Origin of the sequence: Falsiroseomonas oryziterrae (assembly GCF_021864505.1) — a bacterium.
Lineage (GTDB): Bacteria > Pseudomonadota > Alphaproteobacteria > Acetobacterales > Acetobacteraceae > Falsiroseomonas > Falsiroseomonas oryziterrae.
Window position 1 is genome coordinate 1 of sequence record NZ_JAKJIB010000058.1, and the last position, 16,096, is coordinate 16,096.

14 protein-coding genes are annotated in these 16,096 nt (G+C 71.2%); 10 read left to right on the forward strand and 4 right to left on the reverse strand.

Going from position 1 to position 16,096, the window contains the following annotated elements:
- The first annotated feature begins 59 nt into the window (after nt 1-59).
- The 5 genes from L2I40_RS07465 (at nt 60) to era (ending at nt 5,275) form a co-directional block, all read left to right on the forward strand.
- Complete coding sequence (locus L2I40_RS07465; protein WP_237214277.1) at nt 60-2,303, forward strand: RelA/SpoT family protein; 2,244 nt, start codon at nt 60-62, stop codon at nt 2,301-2,303.
- A gap of 13 nt (nt 2,304-2,316) precedes the next feature.
- The gene (gene acpS / locus L2I40_RS07470; RefSeq protein WP_237214278.1) at nt 2,317-2,769 is read left to right on the forward strand and encodes a holo-ACP synthase; all 453 of its coding nucleotides are present in this window, start codon (nt 2,317-2,319) and stop codon (nt 2,767-2,769) included.
- 90 nt (nt 2,770-2,859) lie between these two features.
- Nucleotides 2,860-3,609 (forward strand): signal peptidase I, encoded by a 750-nt coding sequence (gene lepB / locus L2I40_RS07475; protein WP_237214279.1) that lies wholly within the window; start codon nt 2,860-2,862, stop codon nt 3,607-3,609.
- Nucleotides 3,561-4,298: a ribonuclease III gene (rnc, locus tag L2I40_RS07480; protein ID WP_372491024.1), complete on the forward strand. Its 738-nt coding sequence runs from the start codon at nt 3,561-3,563 to the stop codon at nt 4,296-4,298. Before lepB ends, rnc begins: the two co-directional genes overlap by 49 nt.
- Nucleotides 4,295-5,275, forward strand: a complete 981-nt coding sequence (era, locus tag L2I40_RS07485; protein ID WP_237214280.1) for a GTPase Era — start codon at nt 4,295-4,297, stop codon at nt 5,273-5,275. Before rnc ends, era begins: the two co-directional genes overlap by 4 nt.
- A 1-nt stretch (nt 5,276) precedes the next feature.
- Here the strand turns inward: era and L2I40_RS07490 are convergent, their stop codons facing one another.
- Nucleotides 5,277-5,909: a YcbK family protein gene (locus tag L2I40_RS07490; protein WP_237214281.1), complete on the reverse strand. Its 633-nt coding sequence runs from the start codon at nt 5,907-5,909 to the stop codon at nt 5,277-5,279.
- A 169-nt stretch (nt 5,910-6,078) separates the two neighbouring features.
- On the opposite strand from L2I40_RS07490, the gene recO reads away from it, so the two are divergent.
- The 3 genes from recO (at nt 6,079) to L2I40_RS07505 (ending at nt 9,501) form a co-directional block, all read left to right on the forward strand.
- Entirely contained in the window at nt 6,079-6,825 is a 747-nt protein-coding gene (gene recO, locus L2I40_RS07495) for a DNA repair protein RecO (RefSeq protein ID WP_237214282.1), read from the forward strand.
- Between the two features lie 36 nt (nt 6,826-6,861).
- Nucleotides 6,862-9,093, forward strand: a complete 2,232-nt coding sequence (gene parC / locus L2I40_RS07500; RefSeq protein WP_237214283.1) for a DNA topoisomerase IV subunit A — start codon at nt 6,862-6,864, stop codon at nt 9,091-9,093.
- Nucleotides 9,094-9,261: 168 nt separating this feature from the next.
- Nucleotides 9,262-9,501: a hypothetical protein gene (locus L2I40_RS07505; RefSeq protein ID WP_237214284.1), complete on the forward strand. Its 240-nt coding sequence runs from the start codon at nt 9,262-9,264 to the stop codon at nt 9,499-9,501.
- A gap of 24 nt (nt 9,502-9,525) precedes the next feature.
- Here L2I40_RS07505 and L2I40_RS07510 read toward each other — a convergent pair whose 3' ends face one another.
- Together L2I40_RS07510 and L2I40_RS07515 are read right to left on the reverse strand one after the other, a co-directional pair.
- The gene (locus tag L2I40_RS07510; protein WP_237214285.1) at nt 9,526-10,308 is read right to left on the reverse strand and encodes an arginyltransferase; all 783 of its coding nucleotides are present in this window, start codon (nt 10,306-10,308) and stop codon (nt 9,526-9,528) included.
- Between the two features lie 62 nt (nt 10,309-10,370).
- Nucleotides 10,371-12,704 (reverse strand): penicillin acylase family protein, encoded by a 2,334-nt coding sequence (locus L2I40_RS07515; protein ID WP_237214286.1) that lies wholly within the window; start codon nt 12,702-12,704, stop codon nt 10,371-10,373.
- Nucleotides 12,705-12,875: 171 nt separating this feature from the next.
- Here L2I40_RS07515 and L2I40_RS07520 point away from each other — a divergent pair, with 171 nt between their 5' ends.
- Complete coding sequence (locus L2I40_RS07520; RefSeq protein ID WP_237214287.1) at nt 12,876-13,079, forward strand: hypothetical protein; 204 nt, start codon at nt 12,876-12,878, stop codon at nt 13,077-13,079.
- Between the two features lie 83 nt (nt 13,080-13,162).
- On the opposite strand, the gene L2I40_RS07525 is transcribed toward L2I40_RS07520, so the two are convergent.
- Nucleotides 13,163-14,674, reverse strand: a complete 1,512-nt coding sequence (locus L2I40_RS07525; RefSeq protein ID WP_237214288.1) for an aldehyde dehydrogenase family protein — start codon at nt 14,672-14,674, stop codon at nt 13,163-13,165.
- Nucleotides 14,675-14,776: 102 nt separating this feature from the next.
- Between L2I40_RS07525 and L2I40_RS07530 the strand changes: the two genes are divergently transcribed.
- On the forward strand, nt 14,777-15,988 hold the full coding sequence (locus tag L2I40_RS07530; protein WP_237214289.1) for a CaiB/BaiF CoA transferase family protein: 1,212 nt from the start codon (nt 14,777-14,779) through the stop codon (nt 15,986-15,988).
- The last annotated feature ends 108 nt before the right edge of the window (nt 15,989-16,096 follow it).

Genomic DNA, 16,096 nt, shown 5'->3' on the forward strand with positions numbered 1-16,096 from the left:
GGCGCCGCCCCCGCCGCCACCGCAGCACGCCCCGGGCGGCCGCTCGCGGCGGTGCCCGCATGACCGCGCGGCCCGGGCTCGTCACCCCCTTCGCGCCGGATGGCCTCGCCGCCGGCGTGCCAGCCGGCACCGGCCAGGAACTGGCCCGGCTGGTCGCAAGCTACGACCAGCGTGCCGATGCGGCGCTGATCGAGCAGGCCTTCCAGGTCGCCGCCGCCGCCCATGCCGGGCAGACTCGCGACAACGGCGACCCTTACATCACCCATCCCGTCGCGGTCGCGCAGATCCTGGCGCAGTACCGCCTCGACACCGCCTCCATCGCCACCGCGCTGCTGCACGACGTGGCGGAGGACACCAAGACCGGCCTGCCCGAGATCGAGAAGCGCTTCGGCAAGGAAGTGGCGCGGCTGGTGGACGGCGTCACCAAGCTGACGCGCCTCGAGCTGCAGTCGGAACGCACCAAGCAGGCCGAGAACTTCCGCAAGCTCGTCCTGGCGATGAGCGAGGACATCCGCGTCCTGCTTGTGAAGCTGGCGGACCGGCTGCACAACATGCGCACGCTCCATTTCGTCCCGCAGGAGGCGCGGCGCCGCAAGACCGCGCGGGAGACGATGGAGATCTTCGCCCCCCTCGCCGAGCGCATCGGCATGGACGCGCTGAAGACCGAGCTCGAGACACTCTCCTTCCGCGAGCTCGACCCCGACGCCTTCCAGACCATCGCCGCGCGTCGATCCTTCCTCTACGGGCAGGGTGCCGACCTGATCGACGAGATCAAGGAGGACCTGGCCGAGACGATGAAGGCGAACGGCATCGAGGTGCTGGAGCTGACGGGACGCGAGAAGTCGCCCTACTCGATCTGGCTCAAGATGCACGGCAAGAAGGTGGAGTTCGAGCAGCTCTCGGACATCATGGCCTTCCGTGTCATCGTGCCCGACAAGGCGGCCTGCTATGCGGCGCTCGGCGCGCTGCACGGCGCCTATCGCGTGGTGCCGGGCCGCTTCAAGGACTACATCTCGACCCCGAAGCCGAACGGCTACCAGAGCCTGCACACCGGCGTGACGGTGCCGGAGAAGCGCAACGCCAAGATCGAGGTGCAGATCCGCACGCGCGAGATGCACGAGGTGGCCGAATACGGCGTCGCCGCGCACTGGATCTACAAGCAGGGCGGCCAGGCGGCGAAGGACCAGCAGAAGTTCCCCTGGGTGAAGGACCTGCTCGAGATCCTGGAGCAGGCGGCCGAGCCGCAGGAGTTCCTCGACGCCACCCGGCTCGAGCTGCACCGCGACCAGGTCTTTTGCTTCACGCCGCGCGGCGACCTGATCGCGCTGCCGCGCGGCTCCACGCCGGTGGACTTCGCCTACCAGGTGCACAGCCAGGTCGGCGACCAGTGCGTCGGCGCCAAGATCAACGGCGTCATCAAGCCGCTGCGCACGCCGCTCGAGAACGGCGACCAGGTGGAGATCATCACCGCGCGCGGCGGCACGCCGAACCCGCAATGGGAACGCTTCGTCGTCACCGGCAAGGCGAAGGCCCGCATCCGGCGCTTCGTCCATGCCCAGCAGCGGGAGGTGAGCCGCCAGGAAGGGCGCGCCGCCATCGCCAAGGCCTTCCGCCAGGAAGGCGTGGAGTTCTCCGAGAAGGCGATCGAGCCGGTGCTCGGGAAGCTCAAGCAGCCGAATTTCGAGGAACTCTGCCTCGTCGTCGCCGCTGGCGGTGTCACGCCGCGCGACGTGGTGCACGCCGTCTATCCCGAGCTGAAGGGTCCGCCGCGCGCCGCCGACCCGTTGCCGATCGCACGCTCCCGTCCCCGCGCCGTGCCGGCGAACGCCGTCAAGGGCGGGCGGCGCGACGTTGCGATGGGCATCTCCGGACTCGTCGCCGGCATGCAGGTGAACTTCGCCGGATGCTGCCACCCGCTGCCGGGCGACCGCATCGTCGGCATCGTTTCCACCGGCAAGGGGGTGACCGTCCACAAGGCGGATTGCCACAACCTCTCCGCCTTCGCCGACAGCCCCGAGCGCTTCCTGGATGTGGACTGGGACTACGAGGGCGGGGCAGGGGGCGCCCATGTCGGCCGGATCGAGATCGTCGCCTCCTCCGACCGGGGCGCCCTCTCGGCGGTGACCGACGCCATCGCGCGGCAGGACGGGGCGATCGAGAACCTCCGCATCCACCATCGCGGCCCCGACTTCCAGGAGATCGCGATCGACGTGGAGGTGAAGGACTTGCGCCACCTGTCGAACATCATCGCCGCGCTGCGCGCCGTGCAGGGCGTGGCGCAGGCCGAGCGAGCGAAGGGTTGAGCGTGCGGCTCGCATGATCATCGGACTAGGCAGCGACGTGGTGGACATCCGCCGGATCGAGGCGGTGATCGCGCGGCATGGCGACCGCTTCCTCGAACGCGTCTTCACGCCGCTCGAACGCGCCAAGGCGGAGCGTCGCGCCGACCGCATCCGCGCCGCCACCTACGCCAAGCGCTTCGCGGCGAAGGAGGCGGCGTCGAAGGCGCTCGGCACCGGCTTCCGCGCCGGGGTGTTCTGGCGCGACCTCGGGGTGGTGAACCTTTCCTCCGGCCAGCCGACGCTGCGCCTGACGGGCGGCGCGGCGGAGCGGCTGAAGGCGATCACGCCGGCCGGCCACCTGTCCTCCATCGCGCTGACCATGACCGACGAGTTCCCCTACGCCCAGGCGATGGTGATCATCAGCGCCGTCCCCCTGCCGGCCGCCCTCGGCGGCGGGCGCATGGCGCCGCCGGGCGGGCTTCCTTGACACGCCGCCCCCCTCCGCGCTCTACCGGCGGCCCAGGAGGCGGCGCCGTGAACAGGGCCGTCCGTTAGGATGCCGCCGAAAACCTCGTCCATGGCCAAGCAGAAGTCGGGCGGCTGGCTCGAATCGATCAAGACGATCGTCTATGCGGGCCTGATCGCGATCGGCATCCGCACCGTCGCCTTTGAGCCGTTCAACATCCCCTCCGGCAGCATGATCCCGAGTCTGCTCGTGGGCGACTACCTGTTCGTCTCGAAATATTCCTACGGCTATTCGCGGCATTCCATGCCGTTCAGCCCCAACCTGTTCTCGGGGCGGATCTTCGGCAGCCTGCCGCAACGCGGCGACGTCGCGGTGTTCAAGCTGCCGCGCGACAACTCGACCGACTACATCAAGCGTATCATCGGTCTGCCGGGCGACCGCGTGCAGGTGCGCAGCGGCGTGCTGCACCTGAACGGCCAGCCGGTGCGGCGCGAGTTCCTCGGCAACTTCACGGTCGAGGGGGACGGCCCGCGCATGGTGGTGCGCCAGTTCCGCGAGATCCTGCCGCCGCAGCCCGGCGTCACGCCCCACATCCACAACATCCTCGAGATGTCGGACGATCAGCCCTTCGACAACACGATCGAGTTCGTGGTGCCGCAGGGCCATGTCTTCGCCATGGGCGACAACCGCGACAACAGCCTCGACAGCCGCTCCAGCGCGGTCGGCTTCATCCCCGTCGAGAACCTGGTCGGCCGCGCCGAGTTCATCTTCTTCTCGGTGGACGGCTCCGCGCGCTGGTGGGAGTTCTGGGGATGGCCGACGGCGATACGCTGGTCGCGGCTGTTCAGCGGCGTCCGGTGAGCGGCGCGGCCGGGGATCCCGTCGGCGACCTGGCCGCGCGCCTGCCGCATCGCTTCGCCCGCCCCGATCTTCTCCTCCACGCCCTGACCCACCGCTCCGCGGCCGATCCGCGCAAGCAGATGCTCGATTCCAACGAGCGGCTCGAGTTCGTCGGCGACCGCGTGCTGGCCCTGCTGATGGCGGAATGGCTGGCCGAGCGTTTCCCCGCCGAGCGCGAGGGAGATCTCGGCAAGCGCCTCGCGGTCCTGGTGGCGCAGGACAGCCTGGCGAAGGTGGCCGGCACGCTCGGCGTCGCGGCCGCGCTCCGCGTCCCGCCGAACGAGGAACGCTCGGGCGTCCGGCGCCGGGCGTCGGTGCTGGCGGATGCGGTGGAGGCGATCCTGGGCGCGCTCTACCTCGATGGCGGGCTCGAACCCGCGCGCGCGCTGGTCAGGCGCGAATGGTCGACGCTGCTGGAGGCCTCGGCGCGCCCGCCCGTCTCGCCGAAGACACGGCTGCAGGAATGGACCCTCGGGCGCGGCCTCGGCCTGCCGGAATACATGCTGGTCTCCGCGACCGGCCCGTCGCACAGCCCTGTCTTCGTCGTGCGCGTGCTGGCCGCCGGGCAGGACGCAGAAGGCAGCGGCGAGAACAAGCGCGCGGCGGAGCAGGCCGCGGCGGAGAGACTTCTCGCGGTGCTCGAGGCATGAGCGGTCCGAGTGATGACGGCGCGTCCGATGACCGGAGGGGCGACAGCCCCGAAGGTCTGCATCGGCCGCGCGCCGCCGAAGGCGGCGAACCACGCTGCGGGCTGGTCGCCGTGGTGGGCGCGCCGAATGCCGGCAAGTCGACGCTGGTCAACGCGCTGGCCGGCACCAAGGTCACCATCGTCTCGCCCAAGCCGCAGACGACGCGCTTCCGCATCCGCGCCGTGGTCATGCACGGGACGAGCCAGATCGTGCTGGTGGACACGCCCGGCATCTTCGCGCCGCGCCGCCGGCTCGACCGCGCCATGGTGAACGCCGCCTGGGGCGGCGCGCAGGATGCCGACCTTACGCTGCTGCTGGTGGATGCGCGCGCCGGGCTGAAGGACGATGTCCGCGCCATCGTCGAGGGCCTCGCGAAGTCGAAGCGCCCGCTGATGCTCGCGCTCACCAAGGCCGATCTGATCCCGCGCGAGCGGCTGCTGCCGTTGGCCAAGGAGCTGAACGACCTGCTGCCCTTCCGCGAGACCTTCATGATCTCCGCCCTGAAGGGCGACGGGCTCGACCGGCTGCTGGACGCGCTGGCCGCGGCGATGCCGGCGGGACCCTACCTCTTCCCGGAGGACGATCTCTCCGACCTCCCCCAGCGCATGCTCGCGGCCGAGATCGTGCGCGAGCAGGTGCTGCGCCAGACGCATGAGGAAGTGCCCCACCACGCGACGGTGGAGACCGAGCAGTGGGAGGAGCGCAAGGACGGCTCCGCGCGCATCGACGTCACGATCTATGTCAGCCGCGCCAGCCAGAAGGCGATCCTGATCGGCGACAAGGGCGCGCGGATCCGCGAGATCGGCCAGCGCGCGCGCGCCGAGCTCGAGAAGCTGCTCGAGCGGCGCATCCACCTGTTCCTCAACGTGAAGGAACGCGCCGGCTGGGACGAGGAGCGCGGGCGGCTGCGCGCGCTCGGCCTCGACGACCCGGGCTGAACTACCAGCCGTTCGGCAGGCGCGTGTCGATACGTAGCGTGCGGCCGCGCCGCCATTCCGTCGCGATCTGGTTCAGCTGGCGTTCCCGCGGGGACATGGCGGCAAGGGCCGAGCTGCCGTCGGAGGCGTCGGCCCATTGCCGCACCGGCCCGCTGTCGAGATGCACGAAGCTGCGGCGCTGATAGACGCCGACGCCCCCGCGCGCGAGGCGCAGCGCCGCCTCCGCCACGGCGGCCAGGCGCCCCGAGGCGACGCCGAGGTCGACCGCCATGGCGCGCAGGTGCTGGCTGTCGCCGACACCCTGGACGGCCCGGTTCACCTGCGGCGTGCGGAAGCCCGAATGCACGGCGAGATCGCCGGCAAGGCCGGCCTGCTGCGCCACCGTCCAGGCGATCTCGATGGCGCCGGGATCGAAGGGGCGCGCCGGCAGTGCGCCGGCGTCGGCCAGCACGATGGAGAGCTCCGCCATGGCGACCGGATCGGGACGGCGGCCGTCGTGCCATGACCCGGAAAACCGGGCGCCGGTGCCGGAGTGGCGGAGCGAGATGCGCCGCGCGGCGCTCGCATGGCCGATGCGCGGCGTGGCAAGGGCCGCGAGGGCGGCGGCTCCGCCCAGGAGGAAGCTGCGTCGCATGCGGCTGCTCTAACTGCCGGTGCGGCGCGCGGCGACCCCCGCTCCCGCGCTTGCGACCGTCCGCGACTCACGTTCGCGCCAGATGATCCGCTGCGGCGAAGCAGGCATGGGCGTTGCTCGCGCATCCCTTGCGCTGGACGCGGCGGGCGGAGTGTGGAAGGCCTCGCGCATGGAATGGCAGGCCCCTGCGGTGGTGCTGGACGTGCGGCCGCTCGGCGACTCCGGCGCGGTGGTCACGCTGCTGACCGAGGAGCACGGGCGCCATGCGGGGCTTGCCAAGGGGGGCGCAAGCCGTGCGCAGGCCGCGCTGTGGCAGCCCGGCAACCTCGTCGAGGTGCGCTGGGTCGCGCGGCTCGCCGATCAGCTGGGCGCGCTGACGGGGGAGATCGTGCACGCCGCCGCGGCGCTGGCGATGGAGGATCCGCTCGCGCTTGCCGTGCTGCGCGCCGCGACCAGCGTCGCGGATGGCGCGCTGCCGGACCGGGAGCCGCATCCGCGCATCTTCCGCGGCCTCGTGGCGCTCGTGGCTCGACTGGCGCAAGGCGGGGAGGCCGCGCTGCCCGAGCTGGTGCGCTGGGAGGCGGAGTTGCTCGCGGAGCTCGGCTACGGCCTCGACCTCTCGCGTTGCGCGGTGACGGGCAGCACCGACGACCTCGGCTTCGTCTCGCCCCGCAGCGGCCGCGCGGTGTCGGAGGCCGGGGCGGGCGCCTGGCGCAACCGGCTGCTGCCGCTGCCGCGCTTCCTTCTCGGCCAGGGGCCTTCGGAGCCCGCCGACTGGCTGGCGGGCCTGAGGCTGACCGGGCATTTCCTCGCGCGCGACGTCTTCGGGACCCATCACCGGCCGCTGCCGGTGAGCCGCGAGCTGCTGGCCGACCGGGTTGCCGCCTTGGTGGCGCCACCGGCGGAGATGGGCTAGACCCGGCGGACAGGAACGAACCGCGAATCCATTCCCATGCCGGACGACATCAAGGCCCTTCCCGACGGCGGCGCCTCGCGCGAGACCCCGCTCGCCGACGCACTGTCGGAGCGCTACCTCGCCTACGCCCTCTCCACGATTGTCAGCCGCTCGCTGCCCGACGTCCGGGACGGTCTGAAGCCGGTCCATCGGCGCCTGCTCTACGCGATGCACCAGCTGAAGCTCGACCCCGAGGCGGGCTTCAAGAAATGCGCCCGCATCGTCGGCGACGTGATGGGCAAGTACCACCCGCATGGCGACAGCTCGATCTACGAGGCGCTGGTCCGCCAGGCGCAGGACTTCGCGGCGCGCTACCCGCTGGTCGAGGGCCAGGGCAATTTCGGCAACATCGACGGCGATAACGCCGCGGCCATGCGCTACACCGAGGCGCGGCTGACCGAGGTGGCGCAGGCCCTCCTCGAGGGGATCGAGGAGAACGCGGTCGATTTCCGCCCCACCTACGACGGGGAGGAGAAGGAGCCGCTGGTCCTTCCGGCCGCCTTCCCGAACCTGCTCGCCAACGGCGCGGCCGGCATCGCGGTCGGCATGGCGACCTCCATCCCGCCGCACAATGCGGGCGAGGTCTGCGCGGCGGCGCTCGAGGTGATCCGCAACCCCGATGTCACGGTGGATGCGCTGCTGAAGCATATGCCGGGCCCGGACTTCCCGACCGGCGGCATCCTGGTCGAGAGCCGCGAGGCGATCCGCGAGGCCTATGCCACCGGCCGCGGCGGCTTCCGCCTGCGCGCAAAGTGGGAGGTCGAGAAGCTCAAGAACGGCACCTGGCAGATCGTCGTCACCGAGATCCCCTACCAGGTGCAGAAGTCGCGCCTGATCGAGCAGATCGCGCAGCTGATGGAGGAGAAGAAGCTCCCGCTGCTCGGCGACGTGCGCGACGAGAGCACGGATGTGGTCCGCATGGTGCTCGAGCCGAAGTCGCGCACGGTGGACCCGGCGGTGATGATGGAGACGCTGTTCCGCGCCACCGCGCTGGAAAGCCGCTTCCCGCTCAACATGAACGTCCTCGACGCGGACCGCACGCCGCGGGTGATGGGGCTGAAGGAGGTGCTGCGCGCCTGGCTCGACCACCGCCATGTCGTGCTGGTGCGGCGGACGGAGCATCGCCTGGCCGCGATCGCGCGCCGGCTCGAGATCCTCGACGGCTACCTGATCGTCTACCTCAACCTCGACGAGGTGATCCGCATCGTCCGCGAGGAGGACAAGCCGAAGGAGGCGCTGATGGCCGCCTTCAGCCTGACCGAGGTCCAGGCCAATGCCATCCTCGACATGCGGCTCCGCGCCCTGCGCAAGCTGGAAGAGATGGAGATCCGCAAGGAGCACAAGAAGCTCTCGGCGGAGCAGAAGAAGCTGCAGGGCCTGCTGAAGAGCGAGAAGGCGCGCTGGGACGCGATCGCGGAGGAGATCGAGGCGACGCGGCAGAAATTCGGCGGCGGCGCGCTCGGCAAGCGCCGCACCGAGGTCGGCAAGGCGCTGCCAGAGGTGGTCGTGGACGAGATGGCCTTCGTGGAGAAGGAGCCGATCACCGTCATCCTGTCGGAGAAGGGCTGGATCCGCGCGGTGAAGTCGCACCTGCCGGAGGATGCCGAGCTCAAGTTCAAGGAGGGCGATGCGCTGCACGCGGCGGTGCATGCCATGACCACCGACCGCATCGTGCTCTTCGCCACCAACGGCAAGGCCTATACGCTGAAGGCGGACGCCATCCCGCGCGGCCGCGGCGACGGCCAGCCGGTGCGGCTCATGCTCGACATGACGAACGAGGACGCGGTGGTCGCGATGTTCGTCCATGCCGAGGGCGCGAAGTGGCTGGTCGCCTCGACCGACGCCAAGGGCTTCGTCGTGAAGGGCGAGGACCTGCTGGCCGAGAAGCGGACCGGCAAGCAGGTGCTGCTGGTGGAGGCGGGCCGGGAGGCGCTGGTCTGCACGCCGGCGGCGGGCGACAGCGTGGCGGTCACCACCGATGCGCGCCTGCTGGTCTTCCCGCTCGACCAAGTGCCGGAGATGACGCGCGGCCGCGGCGTGCAGCTGATCGCGGTGAAGGATGGCGAGCTGAAGGACGCCAAGGTCTTCGCCCGCCGCGAGGGCCTGGCCTGGCGCTACGGCAACGGGGTGCGGGTGGAGACCGAGCTCGCCACCTGGCGCGGGCAGCGGGCCGGTACGGGCAAGATGCCGCCGCCGGGATTCCCGAAGAGCCGCCGCTTCGGCGTGTGAAGCCTTGCGGACGCCTGCTGCGCCCGCCACGGTTTCACTTGCGGCCGCGTCGCGGACATGCGCAGATGAGCGTGCAGGGCGGCGCCTTCAAGCCGCCGCATCCGCTCAGTTGGGGAATGCTTGTTGTCAGCAACCGCTCTGCCCACCCGGGCAGGGAAGGAGATCCCCATGTGGGTGAGTCCGTCCATCCGCGATCTGCTCGACACGATGGAGGCGGCGGCGCCCGATTCCGCCTCCGCGCTCGCGCGCACCCGCACCGAGACCCTCGCGCTCCTGGTCGCCCTGTTCGGTCCCGCGGAGGGCGAGCCCGATCCGCTGCTGCGCGACCGCATTGCGCGCGCGCTGGATGCGGTGATGGCCGAGCGCGTGAAGCGCTCCTGCCGCGTGGTGGCGCTGGCGCCGGCCTGAGGCAGGTTCGGCCGCCCCCGCGGGTCAGCCGGTCACGCTGACCTTGTCCTGCACGCCCGGAGCGGCGGCGGCGGGTTCGCCGCCATGTTCCGGCAGGATGCGCCAGATCCCGCCCGAAAGAGTCTCGCTCGGCCGGAAGCGGGCCTTGTAGCTCATCTTCCGGCTCTCCGGGACCCAGTAGCCGAGATACACATAGGGCAACGAGAGCGACCGTGCGCGCGAGACCAGCCAGAGGATCGCGTAGGTCCCGAGGCTGCGCCGCGCCTCCTCCGGGTCGTAGAAGGAATAGACCGCGGAGAGCCCATCGGTGAGCCAATCCGTCAGGCAGGCCCCGACCAGTCGGCCGCCGGCGTCGCGGAACTCCACCATGCCGGTGGTGATCGGCGTGTCCTCCACCATGGCGCGGTAGTCGTAGAAACCCATCGCCGCCATGTCGCCGTCGCCGTGGCGGGCCGACTGGTAGCGCTGGAACAGCGCGAACTGCTCCGCGCTGGCGCGCGAGGGCATCTCATAAGCCGTCACATCCGTATTGGCCCGCATGATGCGGCGCTGCGTCCGGTCGGGCTGGAAGGCGCCGGCGATGATCCGGATCGGGATGCAGGCGCGGCAGCCGGGGCAGACGGGCGAATAGGCGATGTTGTGGCTGCGTCGGAAGCCGGCGCGCGAGAGTCGGTCGTGCAGCGCCTCGGCCTCGCCGCCCGAGAGCTCGGTCACGATCTTCCGCTCCGTCCGGCCCGGCAGGTAGGGGCAGGGCAGGGGCGCGGTCGTGTAGAAGAACTGGGGGCGGCGGGCGGCGCGGTGGAGCATCGGTCAGACCCCACTCTCGGCGCTGCGCAGTCGCGAATCAACCATGCTCGGCGGGGGCTCCGTCACGGGTTGAGCTGGATCCGGCCCGTCTCGCGGTCCGGCACCCGGCCGAGGCGCAGAACGTCGCCGTCCCGCCAGCGTTGCAGCAGGCTTCCCCAACGATCCGACAGGGGATGGCCCGACTGCCCGGTCGCGATCATCACCAGCACGCCGTCGGGATCGGCCAGGTCGAAGACCGCGCGAAGCCCGGCGCCATGCGCATGCGCGAAGGGACGCTCGGCGCCGCCGCGGAAGCCGCCGCGCGCGATCGTCTCGCCGTCGCCGCCGGTCGACGCCTCGAGCCGCGTCAGCGCACCGATCCCCGGGACGAAACGAAGCAGCGGATGCTCGAAGCGGGCGACATGCGCCGCGCCCCAGCGCCAGGCGGCCGGGTCGCTGCCGTGACGCGACCCGAGGTCGCGCACCGCCTCGTCCAGCGCGCGGCCCAGCAGCGCGGCACAGGCGTCCTCGCCGCACCAGGCGCGGCCCCGGCCGTCCGGATGCAGCAGCGCACGCAGGAATTCGGGGCCGGCCGCATCCTCGGCCGCCGCGGCGCCGGCTGCCTCGAGGGCGAGTCGCCGGAAGGCACGCAGCCACGCGTGGAACAGCAGCGGCTGCGGCGCCTCCGCCGCCATCGTCCCGTCCCAGTCGCGGAGCAGCGCATGCGCCCGCGCCGCGCCGGCGGAGGGCTCGACCGCGCGCAGCGTCGGCAGCACCTCGCGCGCGAAGGGCGAGACGACGTCGTTCTGCATGGCCGCGAAGCCCGCGGCATCGTGCAGCGGCCGCGCCGCGATCAGCTCGCCGATCCGCCGCAGGCGCCAGTCGCCGAACCAGTCCCGGCCGAGGAACACGGGGTGTCCCGGCGGCGCCGGGCGGCTGTTGGCGGCGGCGATGACGCCGCTCGGCGGGTCCTCGACATGCGGCATGGCGTCGAAGGGCACGAAGCCGGTCCAGTCCGCCGCGCCGTCCCAACCCGGCGCAGGCCGCGTGCCGTCGCCCGATCGCCGCACCGGCGTGCGCCCGACCATGTATTGCGCGATGCGTCCCGAGGCATCCGCGACCATCAGGTTCTGCGGCGGGCTGGCGATGAGCGCCGCGGCCGCGCGTGCCTCGCCCACGCTCGTCGCGCGGTTCAGCATCATCAGGCCATCGGCGGAGGTGTCGCGCGGCGCGAGGTTCGCCATCGCCACCGACAGCACCGTGTCGCCGCGGCCCAGCTGCGCGTCGAGGTCGCTGACCACCGGCCCGTGCCGCGTCTCGCGCACGCGCAGCGTCTCGGGCTCGCTGCGGCCCCGCACGCGGATCTCCTCCCAGCGTGTCGCGAAGCTGCGCGGACCATCCGGCGTCGCGTAGCGGTCGGGCCCGACGACCCGCTCGACGAAGACGTCCTGGGTGTCGGAGTGCGTGGTGGTGAAGCCCCAGGCGATGCGCTCGTTGCGGCCGATCACGATCGCGGGCACGCCGGGCGCGGTGGCGCCGGCGCGGAAGCGCCCATCCGGCAGTTCGATGCGCGCCAGGTACCACATGATCGGCGCCTGGAAGCCGAGATGCGGATCGGAGGCGAGAAGCGGCGCGCCGGAGGCCGAGCGCCGCGGCGCGACCGTCCAGGCATTCGACGCGCTCTCCGGCAGCGGTGCGTCCTCGCCGAAGCGCGGTACCTGCGCGAGCATCCGCTCGAGCGACGCGGCGTCGAGCGCGACGAGATCGGGACGCCCCGGGCTGTCGTCCTCGGGCCAGAGCAGACGGAGACGCTCGGGCGCGACGGTCTGCTCGAGCCGCGCGCGCTCGACGTCGCGCCGCCAGCTGCCCGAAAGCCAGAGGCCCATCACGCGGCCCCACAGCAGCGAATGCTCGGGCTTCCACGGCTCCGGTTCGCCGAGCACGAGGAACTCCGGCGCGGCGAGGCGTCCGCGCGCGGCGATCCATGCGTTCACGCCATCCGCATAGGCCTGCAGCAGGTCGCGCGTGTCCGCGTTCAGCGCATCGAGATCGCCGCGCGCACGCTGCGCGAGCCCGAGCGTGCGCGAGAAGCGATCGAGCCGCAGCGCGCTCGCGCCCGCGATCTCCGCGAGGCGGCCTTCGGCGCCGCGTCGCATCGCTTCCATCTGGAACATGCGATCGCGCGCGTGGAGATAGCCGAGCGCGATCGTCGCATCGCGTTCGCTCTGCGCCTCGATGCGCGGGATGCCGTCGCTGTCGAGCGTCACGGTGACGGGTGCCGAGAGCCCTGCGACCTGCAGCTCCTCGCGCGCATCGGGAAGGCTCGTGAAGACGAGCGCGACGGCGAATGCGATGCCCAGGGTGGCGAGTACGACGAGCAATCCGAGGAGCCGGCCGGCGAAGCGGAGGAAGCGCATGCCCTGTCAGATACCCCTGTTTTGCTGCGCTGCAACATTTTTCGGTCGGTACGGGTGTGCGCCTTTAGCAACACTCCGCAAGTGACTGTAAAATCGTGCTTGCATCGAATCGCTACGGGAGCGAATTGTTAACCCACGACTCGGGGGGTCGGGTTGAATCAGGAGGGGAATATGAAAGCCCGTTCGCGGCCTGTGAGTGCCGGCTACCGCTACTACACGAAGACGCATCGGCCCTGGGCGCCGGAGCGCGAGGTGACCCGCAAGGAGTGGCCACTGCTGCCGATGCTCGGTGTGGTGGTCGTGGGCCTTGTGCTCGGCGCGACGCTCGCCGGCCTCGACGCGGCGCCGATCAAGCTGGCGCTCGCGTCCTTCTGACGCCGCCTGCGGCGCGCCGTTCGGGGGAACGGCGCGTCGCGGCGGGGCGCTGAATTCGCCCCGCCTGACGCGGCGTCGCCGCCTCATCCCATGTTCACCATGATGGTCTTCTTGTGCGTGAAGTGCTCGAGCATCGCCTCGAGCGAGGCCTCCTTGCCGAGGCCGGAGGACTTCACGCCGCCGTAGCTCAGATTCGCCTGCACCACGAGGTTCTGGTTGATCTGCACCAGCCCGGCTTCCAGCCGGTGCGCCAGGTCGAGCCCAACCTTGAGGTTGTTGGTCCAGAGCGACGCCGCCAGGCCGTACTCGCTGTCATTCGCCTCGGCCAGCACGGCTTCCGGGTCGTCGAAGGGCTGGATGACGGTGACGGGGCCGAAGATCTCCTCCTTCACCAGGCGGCTGTCCTTCGTCAGCCCGGTGAAGATCACCGGCTGGATGAACAGCCCCTTCCGCAGCGCCGGGTCCTTCGGCATGGCCGAGCAGACATGCGCCGTCGCGCCCGGGGTCTTCGTGCCTTCCTCGATGTAGCCCCGCACCTTCTCGAACTGCCCGTCGCTGATGATCGTGCCGATGTCGGTCTTCTCGTCGAGCGGGTCGCCCATGACCATGTTGTCGACCGCCGACTTCATCGCGGCGACGAAGCGGTCGAAGATCGGCCGCTCGACATAGATGCGGCTGGCGGCGGTGCAGGACTGCCCCTGGCGCGTGAAGCGCATCGAGGTCAGCGCGCCGCTCACCGTCTTGTCGAAGTCGCAATCGGCGAAGACGATCATCGGCGACTTGCCGCCGAGCTCGAGCGTCACCGGGATCAGCTTCTCGGCCGCGGTCTTGTAGACGATCTTCCCGGTCTCGACCGAGCCGGTGAAGGTCACCTTCTTCACCTGCGGGTGCGCGACGAGCGGCGCGCCGCATTCCGGGCCGAAGCCCGAGACCATGTTGAAGACGCCGGGCGGCAGGACGCGGTTGAGGATCTCGCAGATCCGCAGCACCGCGAGCGGCGCCTCCTCCGCGCTCTTCACCACCACCGTGTTCCCGGCCACCAGCGCGGGCGCGACCTTCAGCGCCATCAGCAGCATCGGCACGTTCCAGGGGATGATCGCCCCGACCACGCCGAGCGGCTCGCGCACCGTCACGCTCAGCACGTTGGGCGCGAAGGGCACCGACTCGCCCTTCAGCTCGCTGCCGAGCCCGCCGAAGAACTCGAACACGTCGGCGACGACATTCGCCTCGACCCGGCTCTCGGTCCGGAGCGCCTTGCCGGTCTCGAGCGCGATCAGCCGGCCGAGCTCCTCGACATGGGCCTTCAGCGCCGCCGAGCAGGCATGCACCAGCGCGCCGCGCTTGCGGGCCGGCACCTTCGCCCACTCCTTCTGCGCCTTAGCCGCCGACTCCACCGCCGCATCGACGTCGGACGCATCGCCCTCCGCGGCGTGGCCGATCTCCTCGCCCGTGGCCGGGTTCACGACGGCGAAGGTCTTGCCGGACCGGGCCGGCACGTAGCGCCCCCCGATGAAGTGATGACCCGACAGCGCGCGGGCGAGGGCGAAGCAATCGGTGGTCGGCGCCTCCGGCGTCGGATGTGGACGGTCGAGCATGGGTTTCCTCCCGCGTCGTCGGGACATATGAGGGGGCGCGACAATGCTGCGGCCGGGCATCCTGGGCAATGGTGGCCCGGACCGGCCTGGGAGAGATGGGACATGGTGGAGAAGGCGCCGAGCGGCCCGCTGCGCGGGCTCAGGGTCCTGGACCTGACGCGCGTCCTCGCGGGCCCGACCTGCACGCAGATGCTGGGCGACCTCGGCGCCGAGGTGATCAAGATCGAGCGGCCGGGGGCGGGCGACGACACCCGCGCCTTCGCGCCCCCGTACTGGCCCAATACGCAGGAGAGCGCCTACTTCCTCGGGGTGAACCGGAACAAGAAGTCGCTCACCCTCGACATCGCGGCCGAGGAAGGCCAGGCGATCATCCACCGCCTGCTCGACACCTGCGACATCCTGGTCGAGAACTTCAAGGTGGGCGCGCTCGCCAAGTACGGGCTCGGCTACGAGCAGCTCCGGACGAAGTATCCGGGCCTGATCTACTGCTCCATCACCGGCTTCGGCCAGACCGGCCCCTATGCCCCGCGCCCCGGCTACGACAGCCTGATCCAGGGCATGGGCGGCGTGATGAGCCTGACCGGCGAGCCGGACGGCCTGCCGCAGAAGGTCGGCGTGCCCGTCGCCGACCTCTTCGCCGGCCTCTATGGCTGCATCGGCATCCTCGCCGCGCTGCGCCACCGCGAGCGCACGGGGCACGGGCAGCAGGTCGATATCGGGATGCTCGACACCCATGTCGCCTGGCTCGCGAACCAGGGCATGAACTACCTGGCGACGGGGCAGAACCCGGAGCGGCTGGGCAACCAGCACCCGAACATCGTGCCCTACCAGGTCTTCCCGACCGCCGACGGGCACATCGTGCTCTCGGTCGGCAACGACCCGACCTTCGAGCGCTTCTGCAAGGCCTTCGGGCAGGAGGCGCTGCTGGCCGACGAGCGTTTCGCGACCAACGCCGCGCGCGTCGCCAACCGCCAGTTGGTGACCGACACCCTGACCCCGCTGATGCGGTCGAAGACGACGGCGGAGTGGGTCGCGGCGCTGGAGGCGCTGAAGATTGGCTGCGGCCCGATCAACAAGCTGTCGGAGGTCTTCGCCGACCCGCATGTCCAGGCGCGCGGCTGCGTGGTGGAGCTGCCGCATGCCTCGGGCGAGACGGTGAAGGTCATCGCCAACCCGGTGCGCCTCTCGGGCACGCCGGCCGACTACCGCATCCCCCCGCCGCAACTCGGCGAGCACGCCGAGGAGGTCCTGTCCGGCCTGCTCGGGATGGGCGAGGCGGAGGTCGCCGCGCTGCGGGCGAAGGGCGTCGTCTGAGCCCGAAGCCCGGCCGGGGGGCAGGGATGCGGTCCGCCGGCGCGCGATCGCGGTCGCGTGATCGGCGCCCCGCGCGGCCGCGCATCGCGTCGGCGCTCCCCTCGGCCC

Excerpts from the sequence above, each read along its gene's own strand:
- L2I40_RS07490 (WP_237214281.1), bottom strand. The coding sequence starts at position 5,909 with ATGCGACGCAGCTTCCTCCTGGGCGGAGCCGCCGCCCTCGCGGCCCTT.
- L2I40_RS07525 (WP_237214288.1), bottom strand. The coding sequence starts at position 14,674 with ATGCTCGACCGTCCACATCCGACGCCGGAGGCGCCGACCACCGATTGC.
- L2I40_RS07510 (WP_237214285.1), bottom strand. The coding sequence starts at position 10,308 with ATGCTCCACCGCGCCGCCCGCCGCCCCCAGTTCTTCTACACGACCGCG.
- rnc (WP_372491024.1), top strand. The coding sequence starts at position 3,561 with ATGGCCGACGGCGATACGCTGGTCGCGGCTGTTCAGCGGCGTCCGGTG.
- L2I40_RS07465 (WP_237214277.1), top strand. The coding sequence starts at position 60 with ATGACCGCGCGGCCCGGGCTCGTCACCCCCTTCGCGCCGGATGGCCTC.
- L2I40_RS07505 (WP_237214284.1), top strand. The coding sequence starts at position 9,262 with ATGTGGGTGAGTCCGTCCATCCGCGATCTGCTCGACACGATGGAGGCG.
- era (WP_237214280.1), top strand. The coding sequence starts at position 4,295 with ATGAGCGGTCCGAGTGATGACGGCGCGTCCGATGACCGGAGGGGCGAC.
- L2I40_RS07515 (WP_237214286.1), bottom strand. The coding sequence starts at position 12,704 with ATGCGCTTCCTCCGCTTCGCCGGCCGGCTCCTCGGATTGCTCGTCGTA.
- parC (WP_237214283.1), top strand. The coding sequence starts at position 6,862 with ATGCCGGACGACATCAAGGCCCTTCCCGACGGCGGCGCCTCGCGCGAG.
- lepB (WP_237214279.1), top strand. The coding sequence starts at position 2,860 with ATGGCCAAGCAGAAGTCGGGCGGCTGGCTCGAATCGATCAAGACGATC.
- L2I40_RS07520 (WP_237214287.1), top strand. The coding sequence starts at position 12,876 with ATGAAAGCCCGTTCGCGGCCTGTGAGTGCCGGCTACCGCTACTACACG.
- L2I40_RS07530 (WP_237214289.1), top strand. The coding sequence starts at position 14,777 with ATGGTGGAGAAGGCGCCGAGCGGCCCGCTGCGCGGGCTCAGGGTCCTG.
- recO (WP_237214282.1), top strand. The coding sequence starts at position 6,079 with ATGGAATGGCAGGCCCCTGCGGTGGTGCTGGACGTGCGGCCGCTCGGC.
- acpS (WP_237214278.1), top strand. The coding sequence starts at position 2,317 with ATGATCATCGGACTAGGCAGCGACGTGGTGGACATCCGCCGGATCGAG.